The following is a 22,851-nucleotide window of genomic DNA, read 5'->3' as shown; positions in this document are numbered from 1 at the left end:
TTACCGTCGGGACAAGTTCAGGCGGTATCAGGAGGAACAGTGGTGGACTGGAACGACGAGGTGGACGTGCTGGTCGCGGGCTCCGGCGGCGGCCTCGCGGGTGCGTACACCGCGGCCCGCGAGGGGCTCACCGTCGCGGTGGTCGAGGCGACCGACAAATTCGGCGGCACGACAGCGTATTCCGGTGGTGGCGGCGTCTGGTATCCCTGCAACCCCGTCCTCGAGCGGGCGGGCACCGACGACACGCTCGACGACGCCCTCACCTACTACCGTGCTGTCGTCGGTGACCGCACCCCCGAGGACCTGCAGCGCACCTATGTGCGGCGCGGTCGCGACCTCATCGAATACCTGGAAGCCGACAAGCATTTCGCGTTCCAGATGCTGCCCTGGCCCGACTATTTCGGCAAGGCGCCCAAGGCGCGGCTCGACGGTCAGCGCCACATCATGCCCACCCCGTTGCCCGCCGCCGAGCTGGGCGATCTGCGGGAATCCCTGCGCGGTCCGCTCGACACCGATCGGCTCGGGACGCCGCTGCCCGAGCTGCTGATCGGCGGGCAGGCGCTGATCGGGCGGTTCCTGCGGGCGCTGTCGGGTTATCCGAACGTCACGCTGCACCTGTCCTCGCCGCTGGTCGAGCTCGTGATCGAGGACGGGGTTGTAACCGGTGCGATCGTCGAACGCGACGGGCAGCGCCACGCGATCCGCGCCCGCCGGGGCGTGGTGCTCGCCGCGGGCGGTTTCGAGCAGAACCAGCAGTTGCGCGAGCAGTACGGTGTGCCCGGCCAGGCCCGGGACACCATGGGGCCCTGGGGAAATCAGGGACTGGCGCATCAGGCGGGGATCGCCGCGGGCGCCGACACCGATCTGATGGATCAGGCCTGGTGGTCGCCCGGTCTGACCCATCCCGACGGGCGTTCGGCGTTCGCGCTGTGGTTCACCGGCGGCATCTTCGTCGATCGGAACGGCGAACGGTTCGTCAACGAGTCCGCCCCCTACGACCGGCTCGGCCGCGAGGTGATCCGGCGGCTCGAGGCAGGCGAGATGACGTTGCCGTTCTGGATGATCTACGACGACACCGAAGGCGAGGTGCCGCCGATCAAGGCCACCAACGTGTCCATGGTCGAGACCGAGAAATACGTCGCCGCTGGCCTGTGGCACACCGCCGACACACTGGCCGAACTGGCCGCGAAGATCGGCGTGCCCGCCGACAAGCTCGAGGCCACCGTCGAACAGTTCAACAGCATGGTCGCCACCGGCGTCGACCCGGACTTCGGCCGCGGCGACGAGGCCTACGACCGTGCCTTCTCCAACGGCGAACCACCGCTGGTTCGCATCGACAAGGGTCCGTTCCACGCGGCCGCCTTCGGCATCTCCGATCTCGGCACCAAGGGCGGCCTGCGCACCGACAGTGCCGCGCACGTCCTCGACCGCGACGGGCAACCGATCCCCGGCTTGTACGCCGCGGGCAACACCATGGCCGCGGTGAGCGGCGAGGTGTACCCCGGCGGCGGCAACCCGATCGGTGCGTCGATGCTGTTCAGCCACCTCGCCGTCCTGGACATGCTGGGCAGTTAGGCCCCGGTCTCCTCGAAGGTGGCGCCACTGTGCGCCATCCGCTCGAGGGCGTAGGCGGGGTCGATCAGTGCCTCGGGCATGTGGACACCCGGTGGCACGGCCGCACCGCGGAGCCCGAGCAACCGTTCGACCCCGAGTGCGATCCCGAGCGCGGTCAGCGGACGCTGCCCGTCCGGATGCGCGAGTGTGCGACGCACTCGCGCAGCGGTGCCCGAGGAGTCGGTTCCCTCGACGTCGATGACGACCTCGAGGGACGCTCCCGCGCCGCGCCGGCGGCCCGCGGACTCGCCGACCGCCAGGTCGAACCGGACGTTCGGCGCGCCCGTGGCCAGTGCGAGACTCGGCACGTCCAGAATCGGAATGCTCTGCCCGGCGAGCACCACCCCGTCACCGACCCGTACGTCGGCGCGGGCGTCGTCGCCGCTCACCCAGGTGAACACGCCGTCGCGGCGGATCAGTCCCGCGGTGGTGACTGCCGACCAGCGCTCCAGATCCGCGATGCCCGCCGGTCCCCCGATATCGGAATCATCCAGTGCCGCAGCGATTCCGATGCGTTCGACCCGATCGAACTCCGCCGCGACAGCGAGGGTGGCGAGCACGACCATCCCGGCGAGATAGTGACTGGCCAGCAGGATCGGCGCCGCACTCGCCCGCCCACTGCCCGCCACGACCTCGGGAGCGATGTCGAGCAGACCGCTGGACAGACTCAGATACGGCACGCCGTGGCGCGCGGCGAAGCCTAGCCCGTGCAGATGGTCGTCCCACAGGGCCGCGACGACCGCGGAATACGCGGGGTCGGCGGGTAGACCGAGGTCGGCGCGAGTGATGTCGATGGTGACCGCGTTCGCGCCACCGAGGCTCTCGGCGACCCGCCGCGCGCGTTCGATGTCGCGGCCCGCGATCGTGAGTTCGAGTTCCGGATACCACCGGCGCAGCAGCGTCGCCGTCCCCGCGCCCGCCTGCCCCGAGCCGCCCATGATCAGTACCGATGTCGCCTGTCGCGTCACGTCTTCTCCTTCGATCCATCAAGCTACATTTTGTAACTTACACTTTGTAGCTAAACTGGGGCGACAACGCAAGGGAGGAAGATGCCGACCACGTCGACGCGCCTGTCCAGACCCGCCAGGCACGAACAATTGATCGAGACCGCGCTGGCGATCGTGCGCGCCGAGGGCGCCGACGCACTGACTCTGCTCAGCCTCGCCGAGGCCGCAGGGGTGAGTCGGCCGATCGTGTACGACCACTTCGGCACCCGTCCCGGACTGCTGCTCGAGCTGTACCGACGGCTCGACGAACGCCATCGGACCGCGCTCGCCACCGCGCTGGCGAGCGCCACCCCCACCCCGGCCGGGATCGCGCGCGTACTGAGCGGCGCGTACTTCGCGTGCGCCACCGACATGCCCGAATTCAGCGCGGTCTCCGCCGCGCTCAAGGGGAATCGGGACATGGAGACCATCCAGCGGGACCTGCTCGATGCCTATCTCACGGTGATGACGGACGCGCTGATCCCGCACAGCGACCTCGCGGCCGACGCTCTTCGACTGCGGTGCGTCGGCATTCTCGGTGCGGCCGAAACGATCGCCGAGGAGCTGAACGCGCGGCGCTGCTCCCTCGATGCCGCGATCGGAGCCCTCACCGGTCTGATCGTCGGCAGCATCGCGACGGGCGTCGCGACCTAGATCTCCCGCTGGCTGGGAATCCGCCGCCCACCCGCCCACCTGCCGTGATTGCGTTCATCGACCACTCCATCACCCATCTCCAGGAGCGACACGATGACATCAGCGGACCACATTCGAGACACGGTGCGGCGGTATGTGGAGACCGTCGGCACCGGGACGGCCGCCGACGTCGTCGCGCTCTACCGCGAGGACGCCACCGTGGAGGACCCGGTCGGCAGCGAGGTGCGAGTCGGTCACGCGGCGATCACCGAGTTCTACGCCGCCATCGAGTCCCTCGACACGTCGACGGAACTGCTGAGCATCCGGGTCGCGGGCAACAGCGCCGCGTTCAACTTCCGGGTGGTCACCCGCTTCGGCGAGCAGACCTTCACGCTCGAACCGATCGATGTGATGACCTTCGACGAGGACGGGCGCATCACCAGCATGCGGGCGTTCTGGTCGCAGGACGACATGGTGGTGAGCTGATGACTGCGAACCGGAACCAGTGGGATCACGAGGTCGGGTTCCTCGTGGTCGGCAGCGGCGCGGGCGGGCTCACCGGCGCACTCGCCGCCGCCGACCGCGGCCTCGACACCCTCGTCATCGAGAAGGCCGCCTACTACGGCGGCAGCACGGCTCTCTCGGGTGGCGGTATCTGGGTGCCGAACAATCCGACCCTGCTGCGGGAGGGTCTGCGTGACGATCGCGCCGACGTGCGCGCCTACCTCGACGCGGTGGTCGGCGACCGCGTGCCGACCGCAAATCTCGACCGTTTCATCGACGAGGGCCCGCGCATGCTGGAGTTCCTCGAGACCAGCCCGCACCTGCGATTCCAGTGGTGCACAGGCTATTCCGACTACCACCCCGAGGCGCCGGGTGGCCGCCCGGCGGGCCGGTCGATCGAACCGCTGCCCGTCGATCTCAAGCAGCTCGGTCCCGACGAGGATCTGCTGCGCCCGGCCGCCCTCGCCACCCCGCCGGGTCTGTTCATCACCTCCAAGGACTTCGTCCAGCTCAATATGGTGACCCGCACCTGGAAGGCGCGCTGGACCGCGCTGCTCACCGGGTTGCGCGCGATCAAGGCCATCGTGTTGCGCAGGCACATGGACACACTCGGCCGCGCACTGATCGCCCGGCTGCGCCTTGCCCTGCGGGACGCGGGGGTGCCGCTGTGGCTGAACACCCCGCTGCGGTCGCTGATCACCGACGACACCGGCGCGGTGATCGGTGTGGTCGCCGAGCGCGGCGGGCGCGAGATCCGCATCCGCGCCCGCGACGGCGTCCTGCTGGCCACCGGCGGGTTCGAGCACAACCAGGCCATGCGCAAGCGGTACCTGCCCGATGGTGGCCGCGACAATTTCAGCGCGGCCTCGGCAGACAACACCGGCGACGGCATCGTGGCCGGCGAGAAGGTCGGCGCCGCAGTGGATCTGATGGACGACGCCTGGTGGATGCCGTCGTTCCAGCGCCCGGAGGGTGTCAACCAGGTGCTGGTGTCGGAGCGGTCGATCCCGTGCTCGATCATCGTCGACAGCTCGGGCGCCCGCTTCACCAACGAGGCCGCGCCCTATGTCACCTTCGTGCACGCCCAGCTGGCCGGATCGCACGACCCGGCCTGGCTGATCTTCGACGCGAAAGCCAAGAGCCGCTACCCGATCGGCGGCATCGTGCCGGGCCAGAAGTTCCCGGCGTCCTGGCTCGAGAGCGGTCTTCTGCGCACCGGCGCGACGGTGGACGAGCTGGCGACGGCCATCGGTGTGCCCGCACTCGGCTTGCGCGCGACCGTCGAGCGGTTCAACGGGTTCGCCCGCGACGGCCACGACGACGACTTCGGGCGCGGTGACAGCGCGTACGACAACTACTACGGCGACCCGACCCTGCCCCAGCCGACCCTCGACCCGCTCGACCGTGGGCCGTACTACGCGCTGCGGATTCGCATCGGTGATCTCGGCACCAAAGGCGGGCTGGTCTACAACGAGAACGCCCAGGTGCTGCGCGCCGACGGTTCCGTCATCGACGGGCTCTACGCGGCGGGCAACACCTCGGCCGCGGTGATGGGCAACGACTACGCGGGCGCGGGCGCGACCATCGGTCCGGCCATGGTGTTCGGGTACGTCGCCGCCGACCACGCCGCGGCCGCACGCTGACCCGGGGAAAGATCATGCAACCCATCCAGTGCGCCACCTGCGGAAACCGGGTGCTCGCCGAGAAGTTCAGCCCGAGTCACACCAGCGTGCAATGGCTCGACGACGCCGAGACCGCCTGCCCGGAGTTCGCCCGCCGGGCGGCCCTCGGCGAGCCGAGCAGCTGGATCCCCACCTGCCCGGCGCTGCGCGATTCCATCGAACGAGCTGTCGCCGCAGGTGAATTGGCGACCGATCAGCTCCGCCACGAACCGGTCCCCGGCCGCCTCGGCTGAGGCGAGGAGAACCAGGAGAACATCATGCACAGACTCGACGGTCATCGGACGCTGGTCACCGGCGCCGGATCCGGTATCGGCCGCGCGACGGCGCTGCGCCTGCTCGACGAGGGCGCCACGGTGGTCGGCGCCGACGTGTCGGGCGACGGCCTCGCGGCCACCGCCACGCAGGCGAAGGACCGCGGCACAGGTGAACGTTTCAGCGTCCTCACCCTCGACATCGGCAGCGAGGAATCGGTGGTCGAGGGTGTCCGGTCGGCCACCGCCACCCTGGGCGGCCTGGATTCGGTGGTGAACGCGGCGGGCATCCTGCGCGCTTCGCACACCGAGCAGACCTCTCTCGAGGTGTGGAACCAGATCATCGGGGTGAATCTCACCGGCACGTTCCTGGTGGTCCGTGAGGCACTGCCCGCGCTGCTGGCCAATCCGCGCTCGACCATCGTGAACTTCAGCTCCACCTCGGCGGCCTTCGCGCACCCGTACATGGCGGCGTACGCGGCGAGCAAGGGCGGTATCCAGTCGTTCACCCATGCCATCGCCCTCGAGTACGGCGGCAAGGGTGTGCGTGCGGTGTCGGTGGCGCCGGGCAGCATCAAATCCGGGATCACCGATGCCACCGGTGGTTACGTGCCCGCCGATGCCGACTGGTCCCTGTTCGCCAAGCTCTCCCCCGTGTTGCCGACCTCGCTGGAGTCCGGGGGCGCGGGCATGGGCGACCCGGACGCGGTGGCGGGCGTGATCGCCATGCTGGTGTCCGAGGACGGCGCGTTCATCACCGGCACCGAGATCCGCATCGACGGGGGTACCCACGCCTGATGAGCATCACCTATGACGGCACGTTGCGCGAATTGCCCACCGACGCAGGGGTTCTGCGTTACCACGAGGCCGGTGCCGGCCCGCCCCTGCTGTTGCTGCACGGCTCCGGTCCCGGGGTGACCGGGTGGCGCAACTTCCGTGGCAATCTGGCCACCTTCGCCGAACGGTTCCGCTGCCTGGTTCTCGAGTTCCCCGGTTTCGGCGTGAGCGACGACTTCGGCGGGCACCCGATGGTGACCGCCCTGGACGCGGTGGCGCGCTTCGTCGAGGGGCTCGGCCTGGAGCGGGTCGACATCATCGGCAACTCGATGGGCGGTGGCGTGGCGCTGAATTACGCCATCGCGCAACCGGATCGGGTGGGCAAGCTGGTGACCATCGGCGGGATCGGGCGCAACCTGTTCAGCCCCGGCCCCGGCGAGGGCATCAAGCTGCTGCAGGAGTTCACCGAAGAACCCACGCGGGAACGCCTCGTGCAGTGGTTGCATTCGATGGTGTTCGATCCGGCGATGGTGACCGAGGAACTCGTCGAGGAGCGCTGGACCCAGGCCACCGATCCCGCGACCCTGGACAGCGCCCGGCGCATGTACAGCAAGGCGGCGTTCACGGCGATGGTGCGGGCGATGGAAGCCTCGGACGCTCCTCCGCCCTGGGCCATGCTGCACAAGGTGCAGGCGCCGACGCTGGTCACCTGGGGCCGCGACGACCGGGTGAGCCCGCTCGACATGGCTCTGATCCCCATGCGCACGATTCCGCGCGCCGAATTGCACGTGTTCCCGAACTGCGGGCACTGGGCGATGATCGAGCGGAAGGAAGAATTCGAATCGACGGTGCTGGCGTTCCTCACGCGCTGACAGCGTCTCTTTCCACCTTCACTGTATACCGTAAAGGGGGCCTTGCCACAAGGCCCCCTTTGTGGCGCATAATCGTCGGCCGCAGCATTTCACCTGCGGAAACACCGAAAGTGAGGGCTTGTGCCGGAACACGGTCACGACGAGGAATTGCGGTCGGAGCGCGAGTACGTGGCGCGTCTGTACGCGCGGCTCGACGCCGAGCGCGCACAGGTGAAGGGCCGCTACAGCGCCGCACTGCGCGGCACCGGCAACTCTCCGATGGAACGCGACAACGAGGTGCGCGCGCTCGGGAAGGAGATCCAGCGTCTGAACGTCGCCGACAACGGTCTGTGTTTCGGCAGGCTGGACGCGGTGTCGGGCGAACGGTCCTACATCGGCCGCATCGGCCTGTTCGATGCCGGCGACGATTTCGAACCACTGCTGCTCGACTGGCGCGCGCCCGCCGCCCGCGCGTTCTATGTGGCCACCGCCGCCAACCCGGAGGGCATGCGCAGGCGGCGGCAGTTCCACACCCGTGATCGCCGGGTGCTCGACTTCACCGACGAGATCCTCGGCAGACCCGACGCGGGCGAGGGCGGCGACGCGGCGTTGCTGGCGGCGGTGAACGCACCGCGCGGGGACGGAATGCGCGACATCGTGGCGACCATCCAGGCCGAGCAGGACGAGATCATCCGCCTCGAACACCCGGGCGTCACCGTGATCGAAGGCGGCCCGGGTACCGGCAAGACCGTCGTGGCGTTGCATCGGGTGGCCTATCTGCTCTACACCCAGCGCAAGCGGATGGAACGCCAAGGTGTGCTTGTGGTCGGCCCGAATCCGGCGTTCCTGAATCACATCGCGCACGTGCTGCCCGCCCTCGGTGAGACGAATGTCGTCTTCGCCACCACCGCCGATCTGATGCCCGGTCTGCACGCCACCGCCGAGGACACACCGGAAGCGGCGCGCGTGAAAGGCTCGCTTCGCATTCTCGAAGTGCTCGGTGCCGCGATCGCGGACCGGCAACGACTGCCCGCGGCGCCGCGGGACATCGAGCTGGCCGATGCGACGGTGCGCGTCGACGCGGCCGTCGCGGAGTGGGCGCGCGAGGAAGCGCGGGCGAGCGGACGACCGCACAACGAGGCACGGGCGGTGTTCGCCGAGATCGTCACCTACGTGCTCACCGAACGGGCGATCGCCCGCATCGGGAAGGGCTGGTTGACGCGCGAGGACAGCGAAGCGTGGGAGCAACTGCGCGCGGACCTGACCGCCGAACTCGCCGATAACGCCGACTTCGTCGCTGTGCTCGACGAATGCTGGCCTGTTCTCACCCCGGAAGGTATTCTCGGCGAACTGTATTCGTCCCCCGAGCGTCTTCGCGCCGCGAACGCGGACGAGTCGCTGTGGCGGGCCGACGCTACCGCGTGGACGGTCTCGGATGTGCCGCTGCTCGACGAACTGGTCGACCTGCTCGGTCGCGACAAGCCCGCCGACGACACCGCCGAACGCGAGCGCCGCGCCGAAACAGCCTATGCCGCACGCGTATTGGAAGACACCCTGGTCGCCCGCGAGGACCATATGGACGACGAGGACCACCTCTTCGCCACGGACCTGCTCTACGGCGAGGACCTGGCCGAGCGCTTCCTCGAACGCGACACCCGTGAACTCGCCGAACGCGCTGCCGCCGACCGTGATTGGACCTACGGGCACGTGGTGGTCGACGAGGCCCAAGAGCTCTCGGAGATGGACTGGCGGGTGCTGATGCGCCGCTGCCCGAGCCGGTCGTTCACCATCGTCGGCGACCTGGCCCAGCGCCGGTCACCGGCAGGGGCCACCGCGTGGGCGACGGTGCTCGACCCGTATGTTCCTGGCCGCTGGGTGTACCGCTCACTCACGGTGAACTACCGCACGCCCGCCGAGATCATGACGGTCGCCGCCGCCGTGCTCGCCGAGTTCGCGCCGGAGGTTCGGCCACCCGACTCGGTGCGCGCGTGCGGTGTTCAGCCGTGGTCGCAGCAGGTCGACGCCTCCGAATTCCCTTCGGCTATCGAGGCATTCGTGCGCACCGAGGCGGACCGGGAGGGCACGAGTGTGGTGATCGGCCCGGTCGGCATGCCGGGCACGGTGCCCGCGTCGGAGACCAAGGGCCTGGAGTTCGACTCCGTGCTCGTCGTCGAACCGGGAAGGATCCTCGCGGAGGGTCCGCATGGCGCGGCGGAGCTGTACGTCGCACTCACCCGCGCGACCCAGCGCCTCGGCGTCGTCCACCACGATCCCCTCCCGAACGCACTCACCGGCCTTGCCGAGGCTCCGGAACCTCTCCTGGTCCGGTGATGTTCCGGAGGCCACCGACCTAGCGCTGGGTGCTGCCCGCGTCCACCGGCAGGGTGACGGCGGTGATGTAGCGGGCTTCGTCGGAGGCCAGGAACAGGGTGGCGTTGGCGATGTCGACGGGGTCGACCCACGGGATGGGCAGCATGTTCATCGACGTGGCGGCCTCGGCGAACTCCTCGCGGGTCGGATTCTCCCGGTCCGGCCGAAAGACCTTGCGCACCATGTCGTTCTGGATCATCGGCGTGTCCACGTTGGTCGGGTGCACGGTGTTCACCCGGACATGGTGGGGCGCGAGTTCCTTCGCCAGCGAACGCATCAAACCGACGACACCGTGTTTGGCCGCGACATAGTGGGAGACGCCGACCAGCCCGCGCAAGCCGGCGATGGAACTGGTCAGGATCATCGCTCCCCCGTCACGGGCGATGAGGTGGGGTGTGGCGGCCTTGCAGGTCTGCCACACACCGGTGAGGTTGACGTCGATCATGGTCTGCCACTGCTGCTCGGTCAGCTCGAGGGCGAACGCGCTCGAACTGATTCCGGCTGTGGCGCAGACGATGTCGAGCCCGCCCAGCTCACCGACCCCGGCGTCGACAGCGGCCCGCAACGCCGACCCGTCGCGCACGTCCACGACCGTGGCGACGATCCGCGCACCCGTCGCCTCGACGGCACGAACGGTCTCGTCGAGATCGTCACGGCTCGCCGGTGGCGTCACCACGGTGTCGACCGGTCCGCAGAGGTCGACCGCGATGATGTCGGCACCCTCCTCGGCCAGCCGGATCGCCTGCGCGCGCCCGATACCGCGCGCGGCGCCGGTCACGACCGCTACTTTGCCCGAAACCCGTCCCATGTCACACCTTCTGAGTCAGTCCGGCATCCACCACGAGCTGGGTTCCCGTCACATAACGGGACTCGTCGGATGCGAGGAAGAGCACGGCATTGCTGACGTCGACCGGTTCCACCCACGGAACCGGCAGCAGGGTGCGGCGGGCCAGCGCCTCGGCCGCGTCCTGCCGCGTCGGATTCGGCAGGTCCGGGCGCAGTTTCGCGTAGACCTCGTCGTTGAGAATCATCGGCGTCGCCACCGACCCCGGATGCACGGTGTTCACCCGGATGCCACGCGGGCCGAGCTCGTTGGCGAGCGTGCGCGCCAACCCGACCACGGCATGCTTGCTGGCCGAATAGTGCGCCGCCATAGCCCCGCCGACGATCCCGTTGACAGAGCTGACGATCACGATCGACCCACCGTCGGCCAGGGCCTGTGCACCCGCACGCACCGTGTGCCAAGCGCCGGTCAGGTTGATATCGATGGTCCGCTGCCAGGCCTGATCGGTGAGCTCCCACGACGGCGCGAGGTCGGTGTAGATGCCCGCGTTGGCGACGATCACGTCGAGCCTGCCGAGCTCACGCACCCCACCCGCAACGGCCGCATCGAGCACGTCCGCCTCACGCACATCGGCAGTAGCGGTGACACACCGCCGTCCCAGCGCCTCGACAGCCTGCTTGGTCGTCGCCAATTCCGTTGCGGCGGCGTCTATATCGAGGGCAATGATATCGGCGCCCTCCTCGGCGAGCCGCACGCAGTGCGCGCGACCCATACCCCTCGCCGCACCGGTGACCAGCGCGACCCTGTCCTGCATGCGATTCATCGGGCGCCCCTACCAAATCGAGTGTCCACCGGGCCGACGCTAGGTTCGTCACTCCTCCACATCCCCGCACCCTCCCGGTGAGCGGGCGACATGACGAGACTTCCCACCCACCGGGAGCGTCCCTGGTCGAGCCCAATCCCGCACCGACCCGCCGGTCACGTGCTTCTGCCGATGCCAGTAGAAATTGCCGGGCTCTCGCGGAATCGCGCGATTCCGCTGAGTTGGATACCTTCCCTGGGTGATCTATCCAAGCGGGAACTCGGCGACCCGAGTAGCGCGACTGGCGAACATCCCGCACGAAAACTGGATGCAGGACTGGCCTGTCGAGGTGTCCGATCCGGAGCGACTCGACGACTTCACCCGTCTGCTACTCGCGCACAAATCAGACTGGGAACTGAGTTACTGGCTGCTGGATCTGGTCCTCGATTCGGCCGAGAGTCATCTGGCCACCACAGCGTCGCCGGAACGAACCGAGCAGTTGATCGACACTCTGGCTGCGGTGTACGAGGCCACCCAAGCACCAGCAATCGCCGAAAGGCTCGAGTACTGGGCGGCCCTGGAGACCTCTGATCCCGATGAGATGTTCCGCGTGAGCCCGCTGGTTCGGGAAGCTCGTCGACGGGTGGTCACGCGATGACCCGACCCGACCCGAACGAATCCGACCTCGACGAGGCCCGCAGACTGTATCCCGTCGGCGATCATGTGGCCGGGGTTGTCACGCTGATCCCGCGCCCCGGTGCCATCGGGTTGTTTGTCGATTTGGACAGGCCGCCAACAGGATTCGTCGACGTCCTCAACCTTCCGGAAGCCGTCGATCGCTGGCCGACCGTCGGGACTGCCACCGAATTCGAGGTCCTCCAGCACAGGCACCGACAAGTCAGGCTGGCCGCTCGACGCCACTTTCCGGTCGAGCACAGCGACCTGGACCATGAGTGAGCAAGAATGGCTTGCGGTGAAGCGCCGCCATCCTCTGGATTCGGAAGTAACCGCCGACATCACTGATGTCATTTCATCGAACCGGGAATGCATAGTCGTATTCGACGGTGTGTGGTCCGCACTGCCGTGGACAGGCATGCCTCCCATAGTTGGAACCAGTGCCCGATTCATTGTCGACCGACATCTCGATGAGTCCCACCGGGTCCTGCTTCGCACCGCCTGACCAGCCGGGTGACGGCGCTGACAACGGGTGAGCCCTGTCGGAGCAACGTAGGCGCCGGCGTCCCATCGCGCGTCCAAACGGGCCACTCAAGTCGAGTATCGGGTGAGCGATCCGGCGCCGCGGACCACACGCGACGGCGGATATCGGTTTGCGGTGCAGCGGAGTGGACCGGCAATATCTCCCCTGTGGCAGTTGCAGCTTCCCGCGCTCTAGCACCGGGTGTCGGCCCTCCGCAACGAATCACCCTCGAAAACCTCCTGATACGCCGGTGGCAGCCGGACGATCTGATGGCCCGCTTCCAGGCGATCACAGCGTCCTACGACCACCTCCGTCCTTGGATGGATTGGCTCGCCGAACCACCGACATTGGAGAAGCAACGCGCACGCAGTCGAATGTGCGCCGCGAGTTGGCCCACCGCCGACCACAGCTTCGATTACGGAATTTTCGACGCGGACGGCACGCTGCTCGGCGCGATCAGCCTGCACGACAGTCTCGGCCCCGCGAGCTTGGAAGTCGGCTATTGGTGCCACGTCGCACACACCGGTCGCGGAGTCGTGACTCGCAGCGTTGCCGAACTGACTCGAATCGCCCTGGAACTGCCAGGCATCGACAGTGTGGAAATCCACTGTGATGAAGCCAATCTCCGCAGTGCCGCCGTCGCCCGACGACTCGGCTATCACCTCGATCGTGTAGAGCCCCGAGCGAAGCGCGCACCGGCGGAATCGGGACGCGGAATGTACTGGGTCAAGCACCGATAATCCGCCCGGCTCGAGCACAATCCATCTCGTCACTCGACACAGACGCCGAACCCTCGCCGATCTCGAACACACGCTTCCGCCGGTTTCGTGTATTCGCCGGTTTCGCGTCGACCGGGTGGTTTGCACTACACCGATGCGAGTGCGTCAGCGGCAGCAAGACCATGAGGGGAGACGATTTGTCGGTGCCGCAGGGCACGAGATCGGCTTGTCAGGGAATCTCCCGAGCCTGCGAGACGAGCTCGTCAAAGGTCTCACCGCCCCGATTACCGACGTCGAGCGAGAAGCGGCGCAAATCCCTCCCTATCCGATACCGGCTGCCGTTCTTGCCGTCCGTGACCGTGTCCTCGAGGAACTCGTCCGCCGTCTGCCGAGGGCAGGAGATGGGCCGCCGACGGTTACTCGCGTGCAGCTCGGTAGGCCGCTGTTCCGCATCGACCCACGAGCAGCGGCGCACCACCGGCCAGGGTGGCGACGGCAGCGAACCCACCCAGTCGTCAGTATCGGCGAGACCGCGGTTGGCGGGTAGACCCGCTACGGCTCAGTGCATCCTGATCGTGGTCTGCTTCGCGCGACATCGAAGTCGAGCCGGTGGTCGGCGACTGTCAAACTGGCCGAATGAACCCTGACAGACGGGCGCGGGCACTGTCGTCGTTGCGTGGATCAGCGGTCGGAGACGCGTTCGGGGCATGTTTCGACGACGCGATCAATCACGGCGCCTTGCGGTCGCGAACCCTGCTACCGGGACCGTGGCTATGGACCGACGACACACAGATGGCGTGCTCGATTTTCGCTGTGCTCAACGCCCACGGTCGAATTGATCAGGAGGTGCTGGCGCGTTCTTTCGCCGAGCACTACGACATCTATCGCCGATACGGGCCCGGGACGAGCCGGATCCTGCGACTCATGCGCCAAAAGGGTTATCACTGGGGCGAACTCGCTCGACAGGCACGTGGTGGGCGCGGATCCTGGGGCAACGGCGCCGCTATGCGCGTGGCACCCCTGGGTGCATGGTTCGCTGACGATCTGGACCGAGTCGTCGAAGAGGCGACAGCATCGGCGCAAGTCACTCACACCCACTCTGACGCCGTAGCCGGCGCGGTCGCGGTGGCTGTCGCTGCCGCTTTGTCCTCGGCGCAACCACACGTACGCGGAGTCGAGCTTCTCGACGCGGTCGCGGCCCGGACACCCCGGGGTTCGGTCCGAAGCAAGATCAACGAGGCCCGGTTCATCCGCGATTCCAGCACGGCCGCTGCGGAATTGGCGTCGGACACGAAACCTCCGCCCTCGACACCGTCCCGTTCTGCCTCTGGGTCGTGGCCAGCCACGGCCGCGATTTCGCAGACTCGTGTTGGACAGCCGCCTCGGCAGGAGGTGACAGTGACACCACCTGCGCGATCATCGGCGGGATCGTCGGTGCAGGCTTCGGTATCGACGTCGTACCACCCGACTGGCTCGCGCGCTGCGAACCGCTACCCGCATGGGCCACCGCCACCATTCCGCTTCTCTGACAGCGCGAGAGAGTGCTGCGTGATTCGGTGATCGCAGTTACCTTCGTCTACGCACGGCTGCCGGCGACATGGTGAGATAGCGAAGTGGAGAAACCGACGAACCTCGATGCCCACTTCGCCGGGTGGGGGCGTTCCAAAGGGTGGAAGCCGACGGACCCGAACCACCTCACCGAACGCGAGTACCTACTGCAGTTTGCTACTCGCCCAGGCATGTTCATCGGCTTCATCAGCGTTCGTGGTGTGACTTGCTTCCTGGACGGTTACGACTACGCCGCACGCCGATCCGGAGGTCGAGGGCTAGATGGTTTCCGCGAGTGGCTCATCACCAACCACCTTCGTCGCGAGAGCAGTCTCGCCTGGCCGAGTGTGGTCGCACAGATTGCACTGCCCGAGCGGGACCTTGGCACAGATCTCACTCCCGGGCAGGAAACCCGCATCCTCGAGAGGTTGTTCGACCTGCTCGATCAATTCCTCACCGAACGTGAGACCATCGCATGAAAATCCGCGTGCCGCAGTGCGTGCGGTCCTGACGCCCGCATATGCCGGATCGACTTCGAGAATCGCGGCATACGGGGTCTGCCTCGAACACGATCGGATACTGCTTGTTCGACATGTAGCGCACAGCGGCGAAACCAACTGGACGCTGCCCGGCGGCGGGGTCGAGCACGGCGAGGACCCCTTCGATACGGTGACCCGCGAACTCGCGGAGGAGACCGGACTCGAAGGCGTCGTCGAACGGCTGCTCGGGGTGGATTCGAGGCTCATTCCGGCACATGTCGCATACGCGGGCGTAGTGCACCAGAACATCGGGATCTACTATCTCGTCCGCGTCACCGGTGGCGGTCTCAGAGCTGAACCGAACAGGGCGACCGTCGAGCCGACCTGGAGTCCGATTTCCGAAGTGACACAGCTGCGACGATCATCGCTCGTGGATTCGGGTCTGGCCCTGGCACAGACCCTTCCGCCGACCGGCCACGTCACGCCTACTCCGGTCGGCGGCCTGATCCAGCATTGACCCTGGAACTCCGCCCCGCAGAGCTCGATACCGGGCGAGCGCCTGCAGCGGACACTTCAGGCATCGGCGGGTGAGATCAGGGTTGCGACCGCGTCCAGCACGAGACGACGGCGTTCGGTTCGTGGCACCAGGCGCACGATGTCTTCGGCCGGTTGATGCCACATGTTCGCGACAGTCAGTACCAAGGCCAGAATGTGCGTGGCCGGCTGCGTAGTGGTCACCGTCCCGCGTCGCTGGGCCTGTTCGATCGCCTCAACCTTCGCGCGCATCGACTCGGCCACCGAGGCACGCTGGGCGGACTCGCCTCGCAGCAGGTGGTACCACATCAGGAACCGCATCACCTCGGGGTTCGCCAGGCCGGCATCGTAGAGCTGCGCCGCGTATTCCGGCAGCCGGTCGGCGTCGAACGGCACCGTCGCCACGGTGGTGTCCACGATCATGTCGAAGACCGCGTCGAACAGTTCGTCTTTGCCCTTGTAGAACGAATACACCAGGCCCGCACTGACTCCCGCGCGCTTGGCGAGTCGATCGATCCGCGCTCCGCCCAAGCCGAACTCGGCGAACTCGGCCAGCGCGGCATCGAACAGCAACTGCCGTTTCGCTTCGGGGTCCCTGGTGCGCACCTCCCCAACATAGTTATTGAACGTTCATTTGACAACGAGACCACCTCACCGCACAGTTGCTAATGAACATTCATTCAACAACGAAGGCGTAATCCGCATGACGCACTGGACTCCAGCAGACATCCCCGACCAGACCGGTCGTACCGCCCTGATCACCGGCGCCAACAGCGGAATCGGATTGGAGACTGCCCGTGAACTGGCCGCGCGCGGCGCACGAGTCATCCTGGCCGGACGCGATCAGAGCAAGCTCGACGAAGCGGTCGAGGCTGTGCACGCCGCGGCACCCCGGGCCGAGGCCACCACCCTGGTCTTGGATCTGGCCGATCTCACCTCGGTGCGCCGCGCAGCCCAGCGGATCGCGGCGACCGAAACCGTCGACATACTGTTCAACAACGCCGGGGTGATGAATCTGCCCACTCGCCTGACCACCCGCGATGGCTTCGAGATGACAATGGGGACAAACCATCTCGGCCACTTCGCCCTCGATGCCCTACTCTGGCCCGCTGTCCGCCGCTCGACGGCGGCTCGCGTCGTCACCGTCAGTGCGATTGCCGCCCGCTGGCCACTCGGCAAGCTCGAGGACCTGATGAGCGACAACAACTACAGCGGCATGGTCGCCTACGCGAAGTCCAAGCGCGCCAACATCGTCTACACCCTCGAACTCGCCCGCCGCACCGCCCACGCACCGATCGAAGCCATCGTCGTCCACCCCGGCTCGGCGATGACCAGCCTCCAACGACACGGCACAGGAGCGCTGACGCGCCTTCTCACTCCCCTCGCAGCCCGCATGCTGATGGGTTCGCCCGCCGGCGCCGCATGGCCTTCGCTGTACGCCGCCACCAGCCCTGACATCACCAGCGGCCAATTCATCGGCCCGACCGGACGCGACCAGACCTCCGGCACGCCGAGACCCGCGAAACTCCCGAAAGGCGCAGCTGACAGAGACTTGGGCGCACGATTGTGGGCTGACAGTGAACGACTCACCGGCGTGCCCTTTCAACCCTGATGTCACTCAAACGAGCTGGGCGACAGGAAACTCATCCGAGCCGCCAGCTGCACCCAATGTGTCCCGCTCAATTCCGTCTCGCCGATCCGGTCCCGCAACGCCACCGATCAGCTCGAAGAATCCGTATGAAAGCCGACACGCTTGAACGCACTCGACCGACCAAGAGAGTGTCCCGTGTTGATGTCGAGACCGCACACGAAATCTGTTGCCGCTCAGTGCTCGGGTGCCCAAACTGTCCGCGTGGCCTTCATGAACGACGATTCCGAGATCGAGTACGTGGTTTCAGCTGAGCTGCGGTTGGCCGACCGCAGGATTCGAAACTCCAGAGCCGATTCCGCTGCGCTACTGGACGCGGACTTTCGCGAGTTCGGCGCATCCGGCAGGGTGTGGGACCGAGAGTCGATTCTCGACATGATGAGTGACGACATTTCCTCAGCGCCCACGATCGACCACGTCACAGCCGCACGCCTGGCGCCGACCGTGATTCACGTGACCTACCGGACACGTAGCCAGGAACGCACGGCTGTTCGCAGCTCGATCTGGCTGCTTCGCGACGGCAGCTGGAGCCTCTACTTCCACCAGGGAACTGCGCAACATGAGACAGCGACACAGGATGACAAATAGCCGGTGAGGTACGCACGAGGAACCAGACCACCAGACCTCGGCAAAAGTACCCTCGTCACAGTTCGGACCAAGCGACCCCGGACCATGGTGATGCTCGTCCGGCAATCAACTGGAGATGGAAGTCGGGACCTTCGTGTGTCCGACCCTCCTCGGGATCGGTGAGTTGGCTGACGGTGCAGATGTAGTCGCCGTTGGGGAGTTCGATGCCGGACCCGTATATGTCCTTGTCGTCGTCTACGGCGGAGTCCGCGTACTGGGCAGCCATGGTGACCGTCTCCAGATTGACCACGATCAGCTCACCACGCGTCACGGTGATGGGGCCGGTGATCTGCCTGATGACCGGCAGCCGCGGATCCACCGGAGAATCCGAAAGGTCGATCCGCCACTGCTCCTCGCCGCCGGTTCCCCAGAACAGCATCGTCCGCTTCCGTATCTCGGATTCGAAGCGCCCGAACAACATCTCCAAGGTCCAGTTTTCACCCACGAACGACGTGTACGCGTGGGGGTCGACAAGGCCGAGGAATCCCGAGTCATCGGTCATCTCGTCGATCCGATGCTGAAGCCGTGCCACGCGGTTGTCCTCCCCGGATTGATCACCGAACCCTACCGCCACGATGTTCGGTCGAAACACGGAACTGGGCAGGCATTCTCGCGCGTTCTCTTGCGGTGCTCACGCGACGTGAAGTCGTTGCATGGTCATCTGGCCGCGATGAGGCGACCGGCCTGGTCAGAAGTCAGGCCTCCAGCACCAGGAACAAAAAGGCCAGGAATCTCGGGTCCTCGCGGTCCTGGAAGAACTCCGGGAACCGCTCCGCCGCTTCCGGGGCAGGTGCCGGTTCCTCGACGCGAGTGACACGGAATCCGCTGTCGAAGAATGTCTGGAACATCGTCGACAAGGACCGATCCCAAAACGTGAGGTCTGCGGCCTGCCCGGCCATATCGGTCACCTTGCGTCGGCGCGTGGCGAAGTAGTTTGTGGTCTCCCCGGCCTGTCGTTGCGTGAACCATATGACCAGTGGGTGCTCCACCGAGAGGATCAGGCGGCCTCCTGGCTTGAGCACGCGGTGCATCTCCGCCAGCGGGGAGCGCCAATCTTGGAGGTAGTGCAGCGCGAGAGAGCAGACAACGTCGTCGAATGTGTTGTCGCCGAAGGGAAGAGGGGCAGCCAGGTCCCCGACGTGCAGCTCGGCGGCGCCCCCAACTCGGTCTGCGGCGATGTCGATCATGGCCTGGCTGCCGTCGATTCCGACCGCAGTCGCTCCGCCTTCGATGAGGTCGACGAGGGTGGGACCCGAGCCGCACCCGGCGTCCAGCACATGCTTACCCGTCACTTCGCCGAGCAGTTTCCGGATCGCAGGCCGGTTGTAGTACTCGTTGAGGAGGCTCGTCGCGTTCTCTTCGGCATAGGCCTTCGCGATCGGGTCGTACGCGGCCGCGCCGCCGGAATCTGTTCGCTGCGTTGTTGTCCCCACCTGCCCGACGCTAACACGACAGTCACGGATGCGTCCGAACGCGATTTCGAAATGCAGTTCGGTCGGTCATGGTCCTACGATTTCAACCACGGCCATGGCATATGAACATCCGTTGGCATAGGTGCTGGGTTTGAAAGGGGTCGCGCTCCTGCGTGCATTCGCGGGGCGCACGGCCGGGAGTTCGTCGACGCGGTGCGGTACGGGAAGAGTTCGCGACCGGGGAAGTCGACATGGCGGTATGCTCCCTGGCCCTCTCTCATGTGCCGGAGCTGGCACCAGTCTTCGAGGAATTCGCTCGTGTGCTGCGACCCGGTGGCCACCTGGTGATCGCGGATGTCCATCCCGAACAGGTCGCGGGTAGCCGGGTTCCCACAGTTCGTCTTCCGGACGGAGCGGCCGGGCGGGTGCGGTCGTACCACCATCGCACCGGCGATTGCGTGCGAGCCGCCGTGGCTGCGGGGTTTGCCGTCCGGGCGCCGACGGCCCACCGAGTCAGGGTCGTTCCGTTGCGTCCGTGACCTCATGACGGTCGACTCCGCCGGAGAATCCCGCGTCTCCCGGTGAGCGGGCGGGGCGGCGTGGCCTCCCGACCACCGGGAACCGGGGCTGCCAGGACGCCACGGGACTGGGACGGTCGTGGCGACGTGTTCGCGAGCGTAGGAGGACATCGGTGACGAGGGCGAGTGTCGGCGTGGCGCTTGGTGCGCGGGTGGTGACGCTGCGGGTTGCGGCGGTGGTCGAGGAGACTGCTGAGGCGCGTTCGTTCGTGTTCGAGGTTCCTGAGGATGTGAAGGAGCGGTTCGGGTATCGGCCCGGTCAGTTCCTCACGCTGCGGATACCCGGGGAGCGGCCGGTGGCGCGGTGTTATTCGCTGGCGAGTTCGCCGTTCACGGGGGAACCGCTCAAGGTGACGGTCAAGCGCACCGAGGGTGGGTATGGCTCGAACTGGTTGTGCGACAACGTATCCGTAGGCGACAGCATCGACGTGTTGCCGCCGACCGGCACCTTCACGCCCGCGTCTCTCGACGAGGATCTGCTGCTGTGGGCAGGGGGCAGTGGGATCACGCCGGTGTTGTCGATCCTGGTCTCGGCGCTGGTCGGCGGGCGGGGCAAGGTGGTGTTGTTCTACGCCAACCGTGATCGGGAGTCGGTGATCTTCGATCGGGCGCTTGCCGAACTCGTGCGGCGATACCCGGAGCGGCTCACGGTGACCCATTGGCTGCAGTCCGAACGCGGTCTGCCGGATGCCGGTTCGCTGGCCGATTTCGCCGCGCCGTATGCCGATTACCACTCGTACCTGTGCGGCCCGGCCCCGTTCATGGCCGCGGTGACCGAGGCGCTGGCCGATCGTCCACGAGAGCGGGTGACCAGCGAGGTATTCGTCTCCCTGTCGGGTGATCCGTTTGCCGAGCCGGTACCCGTCGCCTCCGACGACACAGCCGCCGACGTGGACGTGGAGCTCGACGGCACCGTCCACGCGCTGCGTTGGCCCCGCGAACGGACGCTCGTCGACGTGATGCTGGCGCGCGGGCTCGATGTCCCGTACTCGTGCCGGGAAGGTGAATGCGGTTCGTGCGCCTGCACGGTGCTCGACGGCGAGGTCGAGATGGGCAGGACCGGCGTGCTGGACGACGACGACATCGCCGCCGGCTACATCCTCGCTTGTCAGGCGCGCCCACGCACCGGCACTGTCCGCATCCGCTTCTGATCCGGGAGGTGCGCTGTGGCTGTTGATACCGCGCGGGAATCGGTCGGGTTCGGGTCCGAGCGTGGGCCGGTGCTCGTGTCGCTGATGCTCGCGACGGGGCTCGTCGCCCTCGATTCGACGATCCTGGCCACCGCGGTGCTCGCCATCACCGACAGCCTCGGCGATTTCGTGCTGTTCCCGTGGTTGTTCTCCAGTTACCTACTCGCCCAGGCCGTCACGGTTCCTGTCTACGGCGCGCTGGCCGATACGTTCGGCCGGAAACCGGTGATGCTGTTCGGGATCGCGGTCTTCGCGCTCGGTTCGCTGCTGTGCGGGCTGGCGAGCAGCATGCTCGCGCTGATCGTGTTCCGCGCGGTGCAGGGGCTCGGTGCGGGCGCGATCCAGCCGACGACCATGGTGATCGCGAGCGATCTCTACACCCTGGCCGAACGTGCCACCATCCAGGGCTATCTCGCCGGGGTGTGGGCGGTGGCGTCGGTGACCGGTCCGCTGCTCGGCGGCGTCTTCGCCGACTATCTCGGCTGGCGCTGGATCTTCCTGATCAACCTGCCGCTGGCCGTGCTCGCCGCGTGGATGCTGGTGCGCGGCTTCCACGAAACGGTGCCTCGGCGGCAGTCCCGCATCGACTATGCCGGGGCGTTCCTGCTCACCGCCGGTGCGAGTGCCCTGATCCTCGGTCTGCTCGAAGGTGGTCGTGCCTGGGCGTGGGATTCGCCGACGGGGATCGGCGTGTTCACCGGAGCCGCACTGCTGCTGGCGGTCTTCGTCGTGGTCGAAACCCTTGCGGCACAGCCGATTCTGCCGTTGTGGATCTTCACCCGGCCGGTGGTGCTGGCGAGCACGGTGGCGGCGATGCTCGGTGGTGCACTGCTGTTCGGGTTCACCACCTATGTGCCGATGTTCAACCAAGGGGTACTGGGGACCGGCGCGCTGGTTGCCGGGCTCGTCACCGGTGCGCTCACGCTGGGCTGGCCGCTGTCGGCCGCGCAGGCGGGAAAGGTGTACCTGCGCTTCGGTTTCCGAGCCTGTGCGGTGTCGGGTGCTGGTGTCGCGACGATCGGGGCCGCATCGACCCTGCTCATCGATGAACACTCGGCGCTGTGGCAGGTGGCGGCATCCTGTTTCGTCGTCGGTGCGGGGATGGGGCTGGTGGCCACCCCAACGCTCATCGCGGCACAGACCGGCGCAGCCTGGTCGGAGCGGGGTGTGGTCACCTCGGCCGCACTGTTCGCCCGCTCGCTCGGGAGCGCTGTGGGTGTGGCCGTGTTCGGCGCCATCGTCAACGCTCGGATCGCGGGGTCCCCCGCTCCGGAAAAGCTCGCCGGGGCAATACATCTCGTGTTCGTCGCCATCGCCGCGATGACGGTGGTCATGGTCGTGGCCTGCGCATTCATGCCGCGCCGGGCCGACACCACCCAGCTGTGAGCACAGCTTTCCCAGGATCGGGAAGACCACCGAATTTCTTTCCGGCCAGCGGGAAGCGGACCGTTCGACTGCTCGCCTGCCGAGGAGCATGGGATGCATGATCACGACGACAAGGACGGAGGCAGCATGCTGAGCCCTACCGTGCGCAGTGAGCTCGCGGAAGAATTGGCCCGCGCCGAACAGGATCGGGTGGCCGTGCCGCCGCTGGTCGACCGGTACCCCGGCATCGACGTGGTCGACGCCTACGAGATCCAGTTGCTCAACATCCAGCGCAGACT

25 protein-coding genes and 2 pseudogenes are annotated in these 22,851 nt (G+C 66.9%); 20 read left to right on the top strand and 7 right to left on the bottom strand.

Translation table 11 applies throughout. The annotated features are described in order from the left end of the window. Positions 1-39: 39 nt before the first annotated feature. On the top strand, positions 40-1,575 hold the full coding sequence (locus ACWEVR_RS16825; RefSeq protein ID WP_452467658.1) for an FAD-binding protein: 1,536 nt from the start codon (positions 40-42) through the stop codon (positions 1,573-1,575). Here ACWEVR_RS16825 and ACWEVR_RS16820 read toward each other — a convergent pair. Further along, positions 1,572-2,582 (bottom strand): saccharopine dehydrogenase, encoded by a 1,011-nt coding sequence (locus ACWEVR_RS16820; RefSeq protein ID WP_452467657.1) that lies wholly within the window; start codon positions 2,580-2,582, stop codon positions 1,572-1,574. The genes ACWEVR_RS16825 and ACWEVR_RS16820 overlap by 4 nt on opposite strands. Positions 2,583-2,663: 81 nt before the next feature. Here ACWEVR_RS16820 and ACWEVR_RS16815 point away from each other — a divergent pair, with 81 nt between their 5' ends. The 7 genes from ACWEVR_RS16815 (at position 2,664) to helR (ending at position 9,629) form a co-directional block, all read left to right on the top strand. After that, positions 2,664-3,254 (top strand): TetR/AcrR family transcriptional regulator, encoded by a 591-nt coding sequence (locus ACWEVR_RS16815; RefSeq protein WP_452467656.1) that lies wholly within the window; start codon positions 2,664-2,666, stop codon positions 3,252-3,254. A 93-nt stretch (positions 3,255-3,347) separates the two neighbouring features. Continuing rightward, complete coding sequence (locus ACWEVR_RS16810) at positions 3,348-3,719, top strand: nuclear transport factor 2 family protein (protein WP_067492156.1); 372 nt, start codon at positions 3,348-3,350, stop codon at positions 3,717-3,719. Then, positions 3,719-5,380 (top strand): FAD-binding protein, encoded by a 1,662-nt coding sequence (locus ACWEVR_RS16805; protein ID WP_452467655.1) that lies wholly within the window; start codon positions 3,719-3,721, stop codon positions 5,378-5,380. Before ACWEVR_RS16810 ends, ACWEVR_RS16805 begins: the two co-directional genes overlap by 1 nt. A 14-nt stretch (positions 5,381-5,394) precedes the next feature. Continuing rightward, entirely contained in the window at positions 5,395-5,652 is a 258-nt protein-coding gene (locus tag ACWEVR_RS16800) for a hypothetical protein (protein WP_452467654.1), read from the top strand. A 24-nt stretch (positions 5,653-5,676) separates the two neighbouring features. Continuing rightward, positions 5,677-6,468, top strand: a complete 792-nt coding sequence (locus ACWEVR_RS16795; RefSeq protein ID WP_452467653.1) for an SDR family NAD(P)-dependent oxidoreductase — start codon at positions 5,677-5,679, stop codon at positions 6,466-6,468. Beyond that, positions 6,468-7,319 (top strand): alpha/beta fold hydrolase, encoded by an 852-nt coding sequence (locus ACWEVR_RS16790; protein ID WP_452467652.1) that lies wholly within the window; start codon positions 6,468-6,470, stop codon positions 7,317-7,319. Before ACWEVR_RS16795 ends, ACWEVR_RS16790 begins: the two co-directional genes overlap by 1 nt. A gap of 120 nt (positions 7,320-7,439) precedes the next feature. After that, positions 7,440-9,629: an RNA polymerase recycling motor ATPase HelR gene (helR, locus tag ACWEVR_RS16785; RefSeq protein ID WP_452467651.1), complete on the top strand. Its 2,190-nt coding sequence runs from the start codon at positions 7,440-7,442 to the stop codon at positions 9,627-9,629. A gap of 19 nt (positions 9,630-9,648) precedes the next feature. On the opposite strand, the gene ACWEVR_RS16780 is transcribed toward helR, so the two are convergent. Then, on the bottom strand, positions 9,649-10,476 hold the full coding sequence (locus tag ACWEVR_RS16780; protein ID WP_452467650.1) for a mycofactocin-coupled SDR family oxidoreductase: 828 nt from the start codon (positions 10,474-10,476) through the stop codon (positions 9,649-9,651). Between the two features lies 1 nt (position 10,477). Continuing rightward, entirely contained in the window at positions 10,478-11,275 is a 798-nt protein-coding gene (locus ACWEVR_RS16775) for a mycofactocin-coupled SDR family oxidoreductase (RefSeq protein WP_452467649.1), read from the bottom strand. Positions 11,276-11,513: 238 nt separating this feature from the next. Between ACWEVR_RS16775 and ACWEVR_RS16770 the strand changes: the two genes are divergently transcribed. From ACWEVR_RS16770 to ACWEVR_RS16760, 3 genes are all read left to right on the top strand, one after another. Beyond that, on the top strand, positions 11,514-11,912 hold the full coding sequence (locus tag ACWEVR_RS16770) for a hypothetical protein (protein WP_452467648.1): 399 nt from the start codon (positions 11,514-11,516) through the stop codon (positions 11,910-11,912). Further along, the gene (locus tag ACWEVR_RS16765) at positions 11,909-12,211 is read left to right on the top strand and encodes a hypothetical protein (protein WP_452467647.1); all 303 of its coding nucleotides are present in this window, start codon (positions 11,909-11,911) and stop codon (positions 12,209-12,211) included. The genes ACWEVR_RS16770 and ACWEVR_RS16765 overlap by 4 nt, the downstream gene beginning before the upstream one ends. A gap of 408 nt (positions 12,212-12,619) precedes the next feature. Beyond that, positions 12,620-13,192 carry a GNAT family N-acetyltransferase gene (locus tag ACWEVR_RS16760; RefSeq protein WP_452467646.1) on the top strand — a complete coding sequence of 191 codons (573 nt, stop codon included), beginning with the start codon at positions 12,620-12,622 and terminating at the stop codon, positions 13,190-13,192. Between the two features lie 208 nt (positions 13,193-13,400). Here the strand turns inward: ACWEVR_RS16760 and ACWEVR_RS16755 are convergent, their stop codons facing one another. Next, positions 13,401-13,679 carry a hypothetical protein gene (locus ACWEVR_RS16755; protein WP_452467645.1) on the bottom strand — a complete coding sequence of 93 codons (279 nt, stop codon included), beginning with the start codon at positions 13,677-13,679 and terminating at the stop codon, positions 13,401-13,403. Between the two features lie 128 nt (positions 13,680-13,807). Between ACWEVR_RS16755 and ACWEVR_RS16750 the strand changes: the two are divergent. The 3 genes and pseudogenes from ACWEVR_RS16750 to ACWEVR_RS16740 all read left to right on the top strand — a co-directional run bounded on the left by ACWEVR_RS16750 (position 13,808) and on the right by ACWEVR_RS16740 (position 15,715). Beyond that, positions 13,808-14,700: pseudogene (locus ACWEVR_RS16750) on the top strand (ADP-ribosylglycohydrolase family protein). A gap of 210 nt (positions 14,701-14,910) precedes the next feature. After that, positions 14,911-15,198, top strand: coding sequence for a hypothetical protein (locus tag ACWEVR_RS16745; RefSeq protein ID WP_452467644.1), 288 nt, complete (start codon positions 14,911-14,913; stop codon positions 15,196-15,198). Next, positions 15,182-15,715: an NUDIX hydrolase gene (locus ACWEVR_RS16740; RefSeq protein ID WP_452467643.1), complete on the top strand. Its 534-nt coding sequence runs from the start codon at positions 15,182-15,184 to the stop codon at positions 15,713-15,715. Before ACWEVR_RS16745 ends, ACWEVR_RS16740 begins: the two co-directional genes overlap by 17 nt. Before the next feature lie 56 nt (positions 15,716-15,771). Here ACWEVR_RS16740 and ACWEVR_RS16735 read toward each other — a convergent pair whose 3' ends face one another. Beyond that, complete coding sequence (locus tag ACWEVR_RS16735; RefSeq protein ID WP_452467642.1) at positions 15,772-16,338, bottom strand: TetR family transcriptional regulator; 567 nt, start codon at positions 16,336-16,338, stop codon at positions 15,772-15,774. Positions 16,339-16,435: 97 nt separating this feature from the next. Between ACWEVR_RS16735 and ACWEVR_RS16730 the strand changes: the two genes are divergently transcribed. Beyond that, positions 16,436-17,344 (top strand): oxidoreductase, encoded by a 909-nt coding sequence (locus ACWEVR_RS16730; protein WP_452467641.1) that lies wholly within the window; start codon positions 16,436-16,438, stop codon positions 17,342-17,344. Positions 17,345-17,593: 249 nt separating this feature from the next. Beyond that, positions 17,594-17,968, top strand: a complete 375-nt coding sequence (locus ACWEVR_RS16725) for a nuclear transport factor 2 family protein (RefSeq protein ID WP_452467886.1) — start codon at positions 17,594-17,596, stop codon at positions 17,966-17,968. Between the two features lie 55 nt (positions 17,969-18,023). Here ACWEVR_RS16725 and ACWEVR_RS16720 read toward each other — a convergent pair whose 3' ends face one another. Both ACWEVR_RS16720 and ACWEVR_RS16715 read right to left on the bottom strand, forming a co-directional pair. Continuing rightward, positions 18,024-18,539: a hypothetical protein gene (locus ACWEVR_RS16720; protein WP_452467640.1), complete on the bottom strand. Its 516-nt coding sequence runs from the start codon at positions 18,537-18,539 to the stop codon at positions 18,024-18,026. A gap of 163 nt (positions 18,540-18,702) precedes the next feature. Continuing rightward, positions 18,703-19,440: a class I SAM-dependent methyltransferase gene (locus tag ACWEVR_RS16715; RefSeq protein WP_452467639.1), complete on the bottom strand. Its 738-nt coding sequence runs from the start codon at positions 19,438-19,440 to the stop codon at positions 18,703-18,705. 152 nt (positions 19,441-19,592) lie between these two features. Here ACWEVR_RS16715 and ACWEVR_RS16710 point away from each other — a divergent pair, with 152 nt between their 5' ends. From ACWEVR_RS16710 to ACWEVR_RS16695, 4 genes and pseudogenes are all read left to right on the top strand, one after another. Further along, a complete protein-coding gene (locus tag ACWEVR_RS16710; RefSeq protein WP_452467638.1) occupies positions 19,593-19,958 on the top strand; it encodes a class I SAM-dependent methyltransferase in 366 nt (121 codons plus the stop codon). A gap of 152 nt (positions 19,959-20,110) precedes the next feature. After that, positions 20,111-21,148, top strand: a complete 1,038-nt coding sequence (locus ACWEVR_RS16705) for a 2Fe-2S iron-sulfur cluster-binding protein (RefSeq protein ID WP_452467637.1) — start codon at positions 20,111-20,113, stop codon at positions 21,146-21,148. 15 nt (positions 21,149-21,163) lie between these two features. Then, complete coding sequence (locus ACWEVR_RS16700) at positions 21,164-22,573, top strand: MFS transporter (protein ID WP_452467636.1); 1,410 nt, start codon at positions 21,164-21,166, stop codon at positions 22,571-22,573. A 126-nt stretch (positions 22,574-22,699) separates the two neighbouring features. Then, positions 22,700-22,851: pseudogene (locus ACWEVR_RS16695) on the top strand (2-keto-4-pentenoate hydratase); the annotation flags it as partial.

The organism is Nocardia sp. NPDC003979 (assembly GCF_053605015.1).
The sequence above is the reverse complement of the archived record's forward strand: the minus strand, read 5'-3'. Positions and strand labels throughout refer to the sequence as shown.